We start from the raw sequence: 15,452 nt of genomic DNA, 5'->3' as shown, positions 1-15,452 counted from the left end.
TGATGGGGTTGACTGCCGGCGGGGATGATTATGGTGCCGTGACTGTAATGATGGGAACGGCTGCCGGCGGGGATGGATACCAATGTCCTGGGCCGGGCGTGTCAAGCTGAGTCCGTGGAAGTCCAGGCCTCTTTCCAGCGGAACCGGACCCGGCAAATCCATGTGGGGGATGTGGCTGTCGGGGGTGGCGCACCCATAACCGTCCAATCCATGACCACCACCCGCACCGCCGATGTGGAGGGCACGCTCCGGCAGGTCTATGCCCTGGCCGCCGCGGGTGCCGATATAGTGCGCTGTACCTGCAACGAGATCGAAGCCGCCGAGGGGCTGGCCCAGATAGTGCCCCGGTCGCCGGTTCCCATCGTGGCCGATATCCACCACCAGTACCGTATGGCCCTGGCGGCGCTGGATGCCGGGGTGCATTGCCTGAGGCTCAACCCCGGCAACATCCGCAAGCCCGAGCACATCCGGGTGGTGGCCAAGGAGTGCCGGGATCGGGGAGTTCCCATCCGTATCGGGGTGAACGGGGGGTCCCTGCACCCCGACCTGTACCGACGGTACGGTGATCGGGTCACCCCGGAGGCCATGGTGGAATCAGCTCGGATGGAGTTGGGTTACTTCGAGGAAGTGGACTTCGAGGATGTCAAGATATCGGTCAAGGCTTCCAGCGTGCCCTTGATGATCGAGGCCTATCGCCTGCTCGCCGAGGTTACCGATCACCCACTTCACCTGGGGGTTACCGAAGCGGGACCACCACCGGTCGGGCTGATCAAGTCCACCGCGGGAATCGGCACGCTGCTGGCCGAGGGCATTGGTGACACCATCCGCTACAGCCTCACCGCCGATCCGGTGCAGGAGGCCAAAGCCGGTCGCCAGCTCCTGGAGGCCATGGGTCTGCGGGAGCGCAAGAACGTCGATCTCATCGCCTGCCCGAGCTGCGGCCGGGCGGAAATCGATGTGTATACCGTGGCTGAACAGGCCATGGAAGCGTTCGGCGACCGGGAGATACCCTTGCAGGTGGCGGTCATGGGCTGCGTTGTGAACGGGCCGGGCGAGGCTCGCGATGCCGATATCGGCATCGCCGCCGGCAACAAGCGGGGCCACCTGTTCGTTAAGGGCCGCAACGTTGCCGTGGTCGCCGAAAAGGACATGGTGACGGCCTTGGTGGAGTGGGCCGAACTGATTCATGAGCACGGATTCGATGCCGCTCTGGCCCGGGCCGACACGGTCACCGCCGCTCGGGAGGCCGACCGGGATCGGAGCCGGCTGCTGGCCGATCAGGGAACCGATGTCAACCGGACCAGTGAGAAAATCGAGATGGTTCGCAGGAGGGTGTAACGAATGGCCGGAAAGGGGGTGCTCACTCCCCAGAGCGAGGATTTTCCCCGCTGGTATCAGGATGTGCTCAACAAGGCGGAGCTGGCCGATAACGGGCCGGTGCGGGGCACCATGGTCATCCGACCCTACGGTTACGCCCTCTGGGAGCGTATGCAGGCTGAGGTTGACCGGCGCATCAAGGCTGCCGGGGCCGAGAACGCCTATTTCCCGCTGTTCATCCCCGAGAGTTACCTGAATCGCGAGTCCGACCATGTGGAGGGGTTCAGCCCTGAGTTGGCGGTGGTAACCCGGGGGGGAGGCCGGGAACTGGCCGAACCGGTGGTGGTGCGTCCCACCAGCGAGACCATCATCAACGCCTACTTCTCCAAATGGATACAGAGCCATCGCGACCTGCCCCTGCTGATCAACCAGTGGGCCAATGTGGTCCGGTGGGAGATGCGCCCGCGCATCTTCTTGCGCACCACGGAGTTCCTGTGGCAGGAGGGCCACACCGCCCATGCCACCCGCCATGAGGCCCGTGAGTACGCGGCCCGGATTCTTCACGAGGTTTACCTGGATTTCATGGAGTCGGTGCTGGCCATACCGGTGCTCATCGGGTACAAGACCGAAGCCGAGCGGTTCCCCGGGGCCATCAACTCCATGTGCCTGGAGGGGATGATGCGGGACGGCAAGGCCCTCCAGATGGGGACGTCCCATGAGCTGGGCCAGGGCTTTGCCTCCATGTTCGACATCACCTACTCCGATTCCGAGGGGAACCGGGAATACGTGTGGCAGACCTCCTGGGGGGTGTCCTCCCGCATGGTCGGGGGGCTGATAATGGCCCACGGTGACGACGATGGGCTGCTGGTGCCACCCAGGCTGGCCCCGATTCAAACCGTGGTTGTTGCGGTACGCGACGCCGATGGGGTTGTGGATGCCTGCCACCGGCTGGCCGATGCCCTGGTTGCGGCCGGAATCCGGTCGGTGGTGGACGATCGGACCGAAACCGGCTTCGGTCGCCGAGCCACCGATTGGGAGCTGAAGGGGGTACCCGTGCGGGTGGAGATCGGACCCCGAGATCTGGAGCAGGATCAAGCCGCACTGGTTCCCCGGGTCGGGGGCGAGAAGCAGACCGTGGCCCTCTCCGGGGTACCGGCCCGGGTGAGCTCAATGCTTGAAGCCCTCCAGGAGCGGATGCTTACCGAAGCAACCTCGTGGCTGGACTCCCGCATTTTCGAGGCGACCACCGTTTCCGAGGTCCAGCACGCGGCTACCACCGGCTTTGCCCGGATTCCGTGGGCCGAACTGGGCCCGGAGGGGGAGGCTACCCTGGCCAAGGACGCGATCACCGTGCGCTGCTTGCAACGTCCGGATGGATCCCTGCCCAACAGCAGCGAAGAGCCCGACCTGGTGGCCATCTGCGGGCGCAGCTACTGAGCGGCCACCGGTTGAGGGGGATATTGCCGATTTCACCGGGTCTCGGCCACCGGGTCTCGGGTTGAGGCGACATTGCCGGTGCCACCGGGTAGCATGAACCCCGAATCGTCGATCTCTGTTGTTGGGTGAGGCGTGGGCTCCGGCCCACGCCTTCTGACTTTGGGGGAGCGGCCAGCAGAACCGGTCCGGTCCGGGGAAGGAGTGAGCGAAACATGTCGGTGGCAGACAATGTGCAGGGCCTGCTCACACCACTTCTTCGGGGAAGAGGTTTGGATGTGTACGACTTGACCTACGGCGGGGGGGTGCTACGCATCATGGTGGACAAGCCCGGTGGGGTCGGCGTGGACGAGGTGGCCGATGTCTCCAGGGTGGTCTCCCGCCTCCTCGACGACCACGACCTGGTGCAAGGTCGGTACACTCTGGAGATTTCCAGTCCCGGCCTGGAGCGCCCCTTGCGCAAACCGCAGCACTACGCCCGGGCCGTGGGTGAGAAAGTGAGCGTCAAGCTCGGCCCCCACATCGAGGGGGACCGCCGGATCCAGGGTTTTTTGATGGACAGCGATGACGACGGTATAACCATTGAGCAGGACGGGGTTCCCCGTCGGATGGTCTATGAGGACATCACCAAGGCCAGGACCGTTTTTGAGTGGGGTCCGATGTCAGAAAACAAACCGAAGCAGAGGAGCAGCCGATGAACCCCGACATGCTGGAGGCCCTCCAGGCATTGGCTGCCGACAAGGGCATATCGGTGGATGCTCTTCTGGCCGCGCTGGCCGATGCTCTCGAATCGGCCTACAAGCGTATGCCCGATAGCGAGGAGTACGCCTGGGTCACCATCAATCCCGAGACGGCCGACATCCTGGTTTTTGCTCAGAAGCTGGACGAGGATGGGGAGCCAATCGGGGAACCGTTCGATGTTACCCCGCAGGGTTTTGGCCGGATAGCAGCCCAGACCGCCAAGCAGGTCATGATGCAGCGGATCCGCGAGGTGGAGCGGGAGCTGAAGTACGAGGAATATGCCGGACGCGAGGGCGACATTGTTACCGGAATCATCCAGCAGAACGATGCTCGCTACACTTTGCTGGATCTGGGTCGGGTGGAGGCCCTGTTGCCCCAGGCGGAGCAGGTGCCATTCGAGCGGCCGGATGCCAACAGCCGTCTCAAGGCCTACATCGTGGAGGTGCGCAAGACGGCCAAGGGGCCTCAAATCGTGGTCAGCCGCACTCACCCCGGGTTGATCAAGCGGCTGTTCGAGTTGGAGGTTCCCGAGATCGCCGACGGTGTGGTCGAGATCAGGGCCTGCGCTCGGGAGCCGGGGCATCGCACCAAGATCGCAGTTTTTTCCAACGATGCGAACGTGGATCCGGTAGGAGCTTGCGTGGGGGCCCGTGGAGCTCGGGTCCGCATGGTGGTCAACGAGTTGCGGGGAGAGAAGATCGACATTGTTCCCTTTGCGGATGAACCGGCGGATTTTGTGGCCAAATCACTGTCTCCGGCCAAGATCAAGGAGGTAAACATCGACGAGGAATCCGGTGTGGCCGAAGTGATCGTGCCTGATTACCAGCTTTCGCTGGCCATCGGTAAGGAGGGCCAGAACGCCCGCCTCTCAGCTCGACTGACCGGGTGGAGAATAGACATCAAGAGCGAGAGTCAGGTGGCTCAAGAAGCCGCTTATGCAGAAACGGAGTGGGCTGAGGGTGAATGGGTGGTGGATGAGAAAACCGGTGAGCAGGTGTGGCGTCCTGCTGAAGGGGGACCGGCACTATCAGCCCAGGAGTGGGCCGCAGAAGGTAGTCAGCCGGCCCCGATTGAGCAGGTCGGGACGGTTCCGGAGGGAACACCCTCCCCAGGGTAATGAACATTTTTAGGGCACTCCCTCCCCAGGGTAATGAACGGAGCTTTGGATTGACTTCGAAATCCAGGGACTGGTCGTGAGAAAATAAAGATCCAGCCCAAACGGGTTGGCCGCATGTTGCGGACAGATCAAGAAAGAGCTTTTTGCCACCAAGTATTCGGATTTACGAGCTTGCCCGAGAGCTCGGCCTAGAAAACAAGGAAACGTTGGATCTCTGTGTAATGCTGGGGATCGGCGTCAAGAGTCACTCATCAAGCATCGTTGATGCTCAAGCCGACCGCGTCCGCCGGCGAGCTCATCGAGATGGTTTGGTTCGCCCCCCGGAACCCGAGCCGGAGCCCGAACCAGTCGTGGTGGAGGCCGAGCCGGTTGTGGTCGAGCCGGAGCCTGAACCTGTTGTGGTGGTGGAGGCCGAGCCGGTTGTGGTGGAGCCGGAGCCTGAACCTGTTGTGGTGGTGGAGCCGGAGCCTGAACCGGTCGAGCCCGAGCCGGAGCCCGAGCCGGAGCCAGTGGTTGTGGTCGAGCCGGAGCCCGAGCCGGTGGTGGAGGCGAAGCCCGAGCCTGCTTCCAAACCGGTTCGGGTGGTCACTTCCAGCGGCGGGGCTCCTCCCCGGCCCCGTCCGGTTGTGCCGCCCGCGGAGTTTCGTGTCCCCGGTGACTCTTCGTCATCACCTCCTCGACCAGCTTCAAGACCCGCACCCGAGCCACCCGAGGCCCAACCTGCCGCTTCGGCCCGTCCCAGCCCCCCGCTATCCCGCTCGGGCAAGCCCATTCCGCCCCCTCCCGGCCGGCCCCCCATGTCGTCCTCGGGCAAGCCCATTCCGCCCCCTCCCGGCCGAGGTGGGCGAGGTCCTGCCCCACCAAGCCCCAGAAGGGGTCCTCGGGGCCCGGCCCGCCCGGCAGGAGCTACTCGGGGGCCGGCCACTGGTTCCCCGGGACGTGCTCCCGCGCCCATAGGAGCACGCGGTCCTGCCGGAGCCGGAGCGCTCGGTGGGCCTCCCGGTGGTGGCGGAGGTCCGGGGGGGCGGGGTCGGGGTGGCCCTCAGCGTCCCCAGCAAAGACGGCGCAAGAGTCGGCGCCGCCGCCGGGTGGCCGAGGATCTCCAGCCGATGAACGTCCCCGCCCAGGCTTCCACCGATGCGGCTGCGCCGGTCGGTGAGGTGGTGATTGAGCGAGCTTCCACGCCACTGGAAGTAGGTCCCAAGCTGAACCGCACGGCTGCTGATGTGGTCCGTTTTCTCATGCAACAGGGCGAGATGGTTATTGCCACCCAGTCGCTCACTGACGACATGATCGAGCTCTTTGCCGCCGAGGTGGGTGCTGAAGTCCGCCTGGTGGATCCCGGCGAGGAGCAGGAGAACGAGCTTCTCAAACTGCTGGAGGCCGAGGACGATGGCGATGAATTCGCCGACGACCATCCCGTTCGGCCCCCGGTTATAACGGTCATGGGCCACGTGGATCATGGCAAGACCAAACTGCTGGATCAGATCCGCAACGCCAATGTGGCCGATGGGGAGGCCGGCGGCATCACCCAACATATCGGTGCCTACCAGGTTGACAAGAATGACCGGACGTTGACCTTCATAGACACTCCGGGTCACGCGGCTTTCACTGCCATGCGGGCCCGGGGTGCCGATGCCACTGACATCGTGGTTCTGGTGGTGGCGGCGGACGACGGGGTGATGCCTCAGACCCTGGAGGCCATCAATCACGCTCGGGCCGCAGAAGTACCCATAGTGGTGGCGATCAACAAGATCGACCGCAACAACGCCGATCCCAACCGGACCATGCAGCAACTTTCCGAGCACGATCTGGTGCCCGAACAATGGGGGGGTGACACCGTCATGGTGGAGATCTCCGCTCTTCGGAACCTGGGCATCGATGATCTGCTCGAACATCTGGCGGTGGTGGCCGAGTTGGAGGATTTGCGGGCCGACCCGCAGGGTAGGGCTCGGGGCGTGGTCCTGGAGTCCAACCTGGACATAGGGCGGGGCCCGGTGGCCACCCTTTTGGTTCAGCAAGGAACCCTCAAACGAGGGGATCCAGTGGTGGCGGGTGCCTCCTGGGGGCGGGTCAGGGCATTGCTCGACGACCGGGGCCAGCCGATTCAGGAGGCCCAGCCGTCGAAGCCGGTGCAGGTTCTGGGATTGTCCGATGTGGCCGGCGCCGGTGATGCCTTTGTGGTGGCCCCCAATGAGAAGGTGGCGGCCAAGGTTGTCAGCACGCGCGAGCATTCCCAACGGCTCGCCAGTCTGGGGCGGGATGCCTCGGCCGGCTCGGGTGGGGCGCGCCTGGAGGATATTTTCGGCCAGATCCAGGCCGGAGAAGTCACGACGTTGAACCTCATCGTGAAAGCTGATGTGAACGGGTCGCTCGAGGCGGTGGTGGACAGTCTCAAGCGTCTGGAGCGCGAAGAGGTAAGGCTGGCCTTCGTCCATCTGGGAGTGGGAGGGGTGACCGCCAACGACATCCAATTGGCCGCAGCGTCCAATGCCACCATCATCGGTTTCAACGTTCGGCCTGATCGCAAGGCCCGGGAGTTGGCGGAACTGGAGAAGGTTGAGATTCGCACCTACGAGATCATCTACAAGCTCATCGAGGACGTGGAGAACGCCATGGTGGGCATGCTGGCCCCGGAGTTCGAGGAGGTCGTCACCGGCGATGCCGAGGTTCGAGAAGTATTCCGGGTTCCCCGGGTGGGCGCGGTGGCCGGTTGTTACGTGCTCAACGGGGCCATTACTAGGGGTTCCAAGGTCAGGTTCTTGCGGGATGGAACGGTCATCTGGCGGGGTACTGTGTCGTCTCTGAGGCGTTTCAAGGATGACGTTAGGGAAGTGCAGTCAGGGTTTGAGTGCGGAATCGGGTTGTCGGATTTCCAGGATCTCAAAAATGGCGACATCATCGAGACTTTCGAGGAGCGGGAAGTCGCTCGGGTCTGACCGTTCCAGGGATTCCGGGCTGGTGCACGTTCTCGCCGTTGGTAGTTACCCTGGATCCGAAGGGTAGTCGTGTCTCGCCGCCGGGCATCGCGCCCCTCCCACTATTCCCGCTCGGCTCGGCTCGGCGAGTTGTTGCGAGAAATACTGGCTTCCGAGCTGGCCCGTCTGGACGACGACCGCCTGGAGTTGGCCAGTATTACCGGGGTTGACACCACTGCGGAGCTGAGTCGAGCGGTGGTCTACATCAGCGGTTTGGATGATGAGGCCATCCGGGGAGCCTTGGAAGCGTTGGAGGAGCACCGCATCTGGTTGAAGCAGGCGGTGGCCCGATCGGCATCCACCCGCAGGGTGCCCGAGCTGATCTTCGCCCCCGACCCTTCGATCCCGACCGGGGAGCGGATAGATCGGATTTTGCGAGATTTGAATCAACAATGAGTGAAGAAAAGGGAGCGGTCGAGGGGCTTGCGGTCGTGGACAAGGAAGCGGGTTGGACTTCACACGATGTGGTGGCCAAGGCGCGGGGTGTGCTCGGTACTCGCAAGATCGGCCATTCCGGGACGCTGGATCCCGATGCCACCGGAGTGCTGCTGCTGGGGGTGGGAAGGGCAACCCGGCTGTTGCGATTCCTGACCCCGCTGGTCAAGCAGTACGAGGCCGAGTTGGTGCTGGGGGTGGAGACCACCACGCTGGACGCGGCCGGTGAGGTCACCGCGATCCATGACATGGCGGGGATAGGTCCGCAGGAGGTGGCCGCAGCCGCAGCCGATTTTGTCGGCGACATCATGCAGGTTCCCCCCATGGTGTCGGCCGTCAAGGTTGGAGGCCGCCGTCTCCATGAGCTGGCCCGACAGGGCATCGAGGTGGAGCGGAAGGCCCGCCCGGTGATCATCCATGACCTGGTGGTTGCGCCGGTGGGCATCGGTACCGGGGTGTACCGGATGGAGGTGAGTTGTTCGTCGGGTACCTACATTCGTTCGCTGGGGGCTGATATCGCAAGGGCCTTGGGGGGAGGGGGGCATGTCCGGGCGCTGCGGCGCCTGGCCATTGGTTCGTTCACCGTTTCCGAGGCTCATCCGGTTGACTCACCGGTTCTTTTGCCCATGGGAGCGGCCCTGCGCGACCATCCCGCGGTTACCGCCGGTGAGGATCTTGGCCGGCGGGTGATTGCCGGGCAGGTTCTGGGGGCCGATGAGCTGGGCGGTGCCGGTGGGGGGCCGTGGCCGGTGCTGGATTCTCGAGGCCGGCTCCTGGCCGTTTACGAACCCTATACCGAGGGTTGGGTGAAACCGGCGGTGGTCATATCCCCATAATCTTCCGCCGGCTCGGCTGGGTGAGGGGGGATTGTTTGGATCGAGGTTTTGACCACTACCGTCGGTTGGCGTGCAGGTCATCCAAGACTTCGGTCGTCCGGGGAACAGCATGGAGACCGCAGCCAGCATCGGGGTGTACGACGGTGTTCATGTCGGCCACCAAGCGGTTATCGACAACCTGCTGGCGGAGGCGAAACGGCTGGAGGTGGCCCCCGCGGTGGTGACCTTCGACCGCCATCCGGCGCTGGTCCTGCGGCCGCAGAACGCCCCCAAGCTCCTGAACAGTCTCGATCAGAAGCTGGAGCTGCTGGAGGAGGCCGGCATCGAGTACGTGTACCTGATCGAGTTCTCCCTCGACCGGGCCTACACCACCGCAGAGGATTTCGTGCGCCAGGTTTTCGTGGAGAGGTTGCGAGTGCGGAGCGTGGTGGTGGGGGAGGACTTCCATTTCGGGCGGGCCCGGTTGGGCAACATCGAGAGGTTGCGCGAGTACGGCCGGGAGATGGGGTTCGAGGTCCATGCGGTGAAGCTTTTGCATCACGATGAGAAGTGGCCCGAGCCGGTTTCCTCCACGGCGGTGCGCCGGGCGCTGGCCGGTGGGGATGTGCGTACCGCGTCGGCCATGCTGGGGCGCTACCACGAGATAAGGGGCAGGGTGGTGATGGGGGATCGGCGGGGGATGACCATCGGGTTTCCCACCGCCAACATTCCCGTTTCCATGGTCATGGCCTGGCCCGCCGATGCGGTGTACGCCGGTTGGTACACCCGACCCGATGGGTCCCGGTACATGGCTGCCATCAACATAGGGCGGCGTCCCACCTTCTACGAGCATGCCCAGCAATCACTGCTGGAGGCGCACCTGCTGGACTTCGATGGCGACCTGTATGGGGAGGAGGCCAGAGTCGAGTTCGTGGAGCTGCTGAGGAGTGAGCACCGTTTTGATGGGATTGAATCCCTGGTCAAGCAACTACGGGTGGATGTTGCCCTCACTCGGGAAATCCTGACCAAGAGCTGATCCGGCCTGTCCACAAAACCTGGGCAACTCCACTTCCGGGTGGGATTTTGTGGAGGGTACTTGCGTGGGGGGGGGGGGGGGGGGTGAGAGATAATGTTATGAGATAGTTATTCGTTCTTGGCCGGGGCTTTGTGGTTCTGGTCGTTTTGGAAAGGGTGGCCTTGCTATGGTTCATCGGGTTGTTTCGGGTGGGTGGGGTGGTAGGCGTTTAGCGCTGCTCTGGTTTGTTGTGCCCCTGGTTTTGTTGGGGTCGGTGTTGGTTTCGGTGGGGGGTGTGGTTGCGCAGTCGGTGCCGAATGCTCCGTCGTCGCCGGTGGTGGTGGTGTTGGGTGGTGGTCAGGTGCGGTTGTCGTGGGGGCCGCCGCCGGTCACTGTGGGTGTTTCGGGTTATGAGTATGTGTTTTCGCGGTCGTCCGATGGTGGGACCAATTGGGATCCGCCGGTGGATAGGGTGGTGGTTACTTCTACGGGGTTGCCGCCTACTTCGGGGGATCGTAGTGGGGTTGTGTGGCGGCCGGTGCCCGGTGGTGGGGCTGCTCGGTCGGTGGTGGTGTCGGGTTTGACGGTTGGTAGCCGCTACCGGTTCTTCGTGCGGGCGGTGAACGCCGCGGGAGCGGGTCAGATTGTGAGGATGAGTCCGGATGATGGGAATTGGATGTCTGATGTTGCGCCGGCACCGGCGGGTTTGCGGGCGGTTGTTTCCGATTCCCAGGTGGAGTTGAAGTGGACCAAGGCTCGGGGTGAGGTGGCAGGGTCGGGGTTTACCACTATTTTGCGGTACGAGTACGCGATCAAACAAGGCGATGGGGGTTGGTCGGTGTGGTCGCCGATACCTGATTTGATTTCGAACAATGCGGTTGTGGCGGCTGAGGATCGCGATTCGTTCGTGGTTTCGGGTTTGACCAACGATGTTGGGTATTCATTCAGGGTGCGGGCGGTCAACAAACATGGTGATGGTGCTTTCGGTGTGGTGGGGCCGGTGGTGGTGGGGGGTGCGCCGGGTGCTCCTCGTGGGTTTGTGGTGATGCCGGGGGATAAGTCGGCGTTGTTGTCGTGGCAGCCGCCGGGGGTGGTTGGCTCGCCGGTAACGGGTTGGGAAGTCCGATGGGCGGACGGTGATTACATAAACTTGAGGAATGCTGGTTGGAACCGGGTTCCTGGTGGGGCTGGGGTTAGGTCTTATTATGTGACTGGTTTGGATAATACCAAAGTACATGTGTTTGAGGTGCGAGCTGTTAACGCGTTGGGTAAGGGTTTGGGGGCGCGTTCCGGGTTTGTGTATTTGGGTGCGTTGCTGGAGGCACCTCCTAATTTGACGATACTGACGGTGAAGGAGTCGTCGGTGGAGCTGAGGTGGGACCGGCCGGCTAATGTATCTAGGCGTGCGGAGCTTCGGCGGTATGAGTATTCGGTGCGGGCTGGTGATGGTGATTGGGGTGGTTGGGTGACGGTACCGGGTGGCGAGGCTCTCGCGAGTATAAGTTTTGAGGTTACGGGTTTGACGGCGGGGGTGGGTTATCGGTTCCGGGTGCGGGCGGTGAGTAGTGTTGGTGCGGGTGCGGTGGCTGAGACGGGTGTTGTTTATCCGGGGACGGTGCCGGCGGCACCGGCGGTGTCCGCGGAGGTGGTGTCGAATTACGCGATAGGGTTGCATCAGGTGGTTTTGTCGTGGACGGGTTACGATGGTGGTTCCCCGGTGACGAAGTGGCAGTTGAAACATGCGACAACGGTGGACGGGTTGGGTAGTGCTTCGTGGGAGGAATTGTGTGATAACACCGCGGGGGCGGATCCGATGTGTGGGGGGTTGTCGACGGTGAATTTGCCCAGGCCTCGGACCTTGGATTACGATAATGCAACCGGCTGTTTTGTTGGGTTGTGTGTGGGGAGTTTAAAGGTGGGGGAGCATTATTTTGTGTTGCGGGCGGAGAATGCTAGAGGTGTGGGTTTGGAGTCGGGGGTTGTGAGGGTGAACATCGCCAAGGGTGTTCCCTCTATGGCGACGAACTTGTTTTTGAGGGGTTATACTGGTGATCCCCGCACCGATGGTCGCCCTCATATGGGGGCAAGTTTTCCTAGTGGTTATCTTCAGGGGGGTACGCGTTTGCGGTTAGAGTATTCGTGGAAGGTGGGTGATGGGCCGTGGAGTGGATGGTCTACTCTACAGGGTAGTTTGGATGCTACCGAGCTTTTTGATGAGGTGACTTTCCGGGTTGGGGAGACTTACACGTTCAGGTACCGGGCGGTGTCTGATTTGGGTGTGGGTTATGCGGGCGAGTCGGTGCCGTTCGTTTTCGGGGCTCCGCCTTTGCCGGGTGCTGATGGTTGGTGGGGTGCTAGCTTGACGCGTCCGGAGGTGTTGGCGGTGCCGGGTAATGGTCAGGTGAGGTTGAACATCGTCCGACCCAAAGCAACGTTTATAAGGCGTGGTGGTGGTTTTGTGGTTGGTTATGAGAATGCTTTCACCGATACCAATGGTACTTATGATGACACGGTTTGGGAGTATTCGTATCGTCCTTCCGGGGGTGAGTGGTCGCCGTGGGCGGTGTCCAATACGGGTCAAAGGTTCGCGGGGCGGGATACGACCAGCACCGCGGTTAACACTGATGGGATCGTGGTGTCGGGTTTGCGCAATGGGGTGGCCTATGAGTTCCGGGTTAGAGCGCGGAACCGGCACGGCACCACCATGTTGGCGGGTGTGGTGTTGTATTCCAACGGTGCCGGTTTGCATAGCAAAGCCGGTGATGTTATGCCGGACAGGGTAGTGATCCCGGGTGTGGCACCCCCCGCGCCGGCAGGGTTGACCGCTTCGGGTGGTGATGGCCAGGTGACGTTGTCGTGGACGTCGGTGGGGTCTGGGGGTCCGCCGATCATCCGCTGGGAGTACATCAAGGATTCAAAAGCTGCGGGCGCGACCACATGGAGTGGTTGGGACAGTGTTTGGATGCCGGTTCCGGGTTCGGGGCCGTCTACGACTTCGGCGGTGGTGAAGGGTTTGACCAACGGTTCGACGTACCGGTTCCGCCTGCGGGCGGTGAACGCTTTGATGGCCTTCGACAGCGAGGGTGTTTTGGATACTGTGACCACCACTGTCAACAAGGGTGCCCAGGCGCAGTCATTATCCGTTACCCCCGGCAATATGCCCACCGCGCCCCGCCAGGTGCGGGTGGTGCCCGGTGATGGTGGGGTGAGGGTCACTTTGTTGGCTCCGCAGAGTGGTTCTGCTGTTTTGGGTTATGAGGTTCGGATGCGTCGCAGCGGTAGCAGCAGTTTTGATGCGTGGCAATCGTTGGGAGCTCGCATCACCCCACCGGCTCGCCACCTGGCTGAATCTGTGGGGGTGCCGGTGCGGGGCTTGACCAACGGGGTGGCCTATGACTTCGAGGTGCGGGCGGTGAACCAATTCGGTGCCGGCCCCGCCGCGGGGGTGGTTGGTCCGGTAACACCGGTGGGCGCACCCACCGGTGGTGCGCTGACTGCGACTGCTGGTGATGGGCAGGTCACGCTGGCGTGGGCGGCAATGAACACGGGAGGTAGCACGGTTACGGGTTGGCAGTACCGCATGAAAACCAACGGTGGGGGTTACGGTTCATGGACCGCCGTCACCGGGGGTGCCGCGGCTCGGGGTTTGGTGGTGGATGGTTTGGCCAACGGGCGGGCCTACACCTTCCAAGCACGAGCCATAACCACCAACACCCAGGTGATCGGGGCGGCGTTCGAGTCCGATCCGGTCACCCCCTCGGCGGTGCCCCCGGTGCCGTCGGTGACCGCCACCGCGGGCAACACGATGGTCTCTTTGAACTGGGCAGCCGGTGCTAGCGGTGCGGTGGGTGAATCCTCGTGGGCTGCTGCGGTTACTGGTTGGCAGTACCGGATGAAAACCGGCACCACCGGTTACGGGGCTTGGGTTGATGTGTCTGCTGAGGTCACCACCCGCGATGTTGGTGGCCTCAACAATGGTGTTGCCTACACCTTTGAGGTCAGAGCGCTGAACAGGATTGGCCCCGGTACCGCCGCTACCGCGACGGTGACACCGGCCACGGTGCCCGATGTGCCGGCGGTGACCACCACGGCTGGTGACAAGATGGTGACGGTGAGCTGGACGGCTGGTGGTGATGGGGGTTCTGCGGTGACGGGTTGGCAGTTGCGCACCGGTACCGGCCAGTGGGTTGATTATCCGGCTGGCACCTCTTTGGTGCCTGTTCAGAACCTCGCCAATGGCACTACTTACACTTTCCAGGTCCGAGCCCAGAACGCCATGGGGGCTGGTGCCGTTGGGGTTGACACCGCGATGCCGGCCACGGTGCCTGAAGCTCCCACGGTTACCACCACGTCCGGTGACGGTACGGTTACTTTGTCGTGGACACCCGGTGTTGATGGTGGGTCTGCGGTGACGGGTTGGCATTTGCGGGTTGATGATGGCCAGTGGCAGGACCTGGCCGGCATGGGTTTGGGTGCTGATGCAACCTCGGTGCCCGTTTTGAACCTCGCTAATGGCACTAGTTACACGTTCCACTTAAGAGCGGTGAACGCGATGGGCCCCGGTGCTGTGGCCTCTGTTACGGCGATGCTGGCGACGACCCCCGCTGCTCCCACCGTCACAGCAACGACCACCAATGGGGCCATTACCGTCACCTGGACACCCGGTGATGATGGTGGTTCTGTGGTGACGGGTTGGCAGTGGCGTACCCGGGTTGGGAGCGCCGGTTTTGGTGATTGGGTCGACGTTGGGGCGGCGGTGAGCAGCACGGTTGTGACCGGTACTGATACTGGTACCGGCCCGGTGGGTTATGTGTTTGAGGTACGGGCCATCAACGCCGTCGGTACCGGCCCCGCGGGTACCTCTTCCCCGGTTACCCCCGGCGATGGCGCTCCTAGTGGTGACGCTCCTGGCGGCCCGGGTTATTACTCCGGCCCGGTTACCGGCCCGAGTTTTTGTGTGGAGTTCTCTTTGGGTGGGGCCCGCTTGTTTGCTTTGGACAGCAACGGTGACGGGGTGGCCGACACCTGCTCGTTGCCGTATACCCGGCGTGAGGCCATAGCCCGGCACAATGCGGTGATTACCTTGGCGAATCGGTACTCGGATTTGTATCGCCGGCTTGTGAACGCTGAGTGTGCTAACCAGCCCGGTGCCGAGGTTTGTGGGGGTGATGAGTTGTCTGCTCCGGGGTTCCCGCCTCCCAACGACGGTGGCCCCTATTACTCGGGGACCATCACCGGTCCCTCCTGGTGCGCCAACCGTTCCCTGGGTGGGCCCACCACCTACCCATTGGACAGCGATGGTGACGGCGTGGCTGATGTGTGCTCGTTGCCGTACACCCGTCGTGAGGCGATAGCCCGCCAAAAAGCCGGTGACACCCTGGCGGCAACCTATCGCGATGAGTACAGAACCATCCTCGCTGAGGAGTGCCGCCGCTTGGGTCGTGGCAGTTACGGCGACAGTGTTGCTGATCTGAACAACGACATCTGCGCCTAACCAACTTCCACCTAATTTCTCCCCGTCGGGGTGCCCCCTACCACCCGGGGGTCAACCCCGGCGGGGACCCACCCCTGCTGATTGCTTTGTGGTGTGAATGCTTGCG

9 protein-coding genes are annotated in these 15,452 nt (G+C 62.9%); all 9 read left to right on the top strand.

The genetic code is table 11. From position 1 onward, the window contains the following. The first annotated feature begins 72 nt into the window (after positions 1-72). On the top strand, positions 73-1,338 hold the full coding sequence (gene ispG / locus ACOGXC_RS08520) for a flavodoxin-dependent (E)-4-hydroxy-3-methylbut-2-enyl-diphosphate synthase (RefSeq protein WP_419917769.1): 1,266 nt from the start codon (positions 73-75) through the stop codon (positions 1,336-1,338). A 3-nt stretch (positions 1,339-1,341) separates the two neighbouring features. Continuing rightward, positions 1,342-2,754 (top strand): proline--tRNA ligase, encoded by a 1,413-nt coding sequence (gene proS / locus ACOGXC_RS08515; RefSeq protein WP_419917768.1) that lies wholly within the window; start codon positions 1,342-1,344, stop codon positions 2,752-2,754. 212 nt (positions 2,755-2,966) lie between these two features. Continuing rightward, complete coding sequence (rimP, locus tag ACOGXC_RS08510; RefSeq protein WP_419917767.1) at positions 2,967-3,449, top strand: ribosome maturation factor RimP; 483 nt, start codon at positions 2,967-2,969, stop codon at positions 3,447-3,449. Then, positions 3,446-4,609 carry a transcription termination factor NusA gene (gene nusA, locus ACOGXC_RS08505; protein ID WP_419917766.1) on the top strand — a complete coding sequence of 388 codons (1,164 nt, stop codon included), beginning with the start codon at positions 3,446-3,448 and terminating at the stop codon, positions 4,607-4,609. Before rimP ends, nusA begins: the two co-directional genes overlap by 4 nt. Positions 4,610-4,752: 143 nt before the next feature. Further along, positions 4,753-7,548 carry a translation initiation factor IF-2 gene (gene infB, locus ACOGXC_RS08500; RefSeq protein WP_419917765.1) on the top strand — a complete coding sequence of 932 codons (2,796 nt, stop codon included), beginning with the start codon at positions 4,753-4,755 and terminating at the stop codon, positions 7,546-7,548. 69 nt (positions 7,549-7,617) lie between these two features. Beyond that, on the top strand, positions 7,618-7,983 hold the full coding sequence (rbfA, locus tag ACOGXC_RS08495) for a 30S ribosome-binding factor RbfA (RefSeq protein WP_419917764.1): 366 nt from the start codon (positions 7,618-7,620) through the stop codon (positions 7,981-7,983). Then, positions 7,980-8,858, top strand: a complete 879-nt coding sequence (truB, locus tag ACOGXC_RS08490; RefSeq protein ID WP_419917763.1) for a tRNA pseudouridine(55) synthase TruB — start codon at positions 7,980-7,982, stop codon at positions 8,856-8,858. Before rbfA ends, truB begins: the two co-directional genes overlap by 4 nt. A 70-nt stretch (positions 8,859-8,928) precedes the next feature. Next, on the top strand, positions 8,929-9,873 hold the full coding sequence (locus tag ACOGXC_RS08485; RefSeq protein ID WP_419917762.1) for a bifunctional riboflavin kinase/FAD synthetase: 945 nt from the start codon (positions 8,929-8,931) through the stop codon (positions 9,871-9,873). A gap of 274 nt (positions 9,874-10,147) precedes the next feature. Then, positions 10,148-15,346 carry a fibronectin type III domain-containing protein gene (locus ACOGXC_RS08480; protein WP_419917761.1) on the top strand — a complete coding sequence of 1,733 codons (5,199 nt, stop codon included), beginning with the start codon at positions 10,148-10,150 and terminating at the stop codon, positions 15,344-15,346. Positions 15,347-15,452: the final 106 nt, after the last annotated feature.

Source organism: Candidatus Poriferisocius sp., assembly GCF_965202595.1.
Classification (GTDB): domain Bacteria; phylum Actinomycetota; class Acidimicrobiia; order Acidimicrobiales; family Bin134; genus Poriferisocius.
Note: the sequence above shows the minus strand (reverse complement) of the source record. Positions and strands in the feature narration are given on the sequence as shown.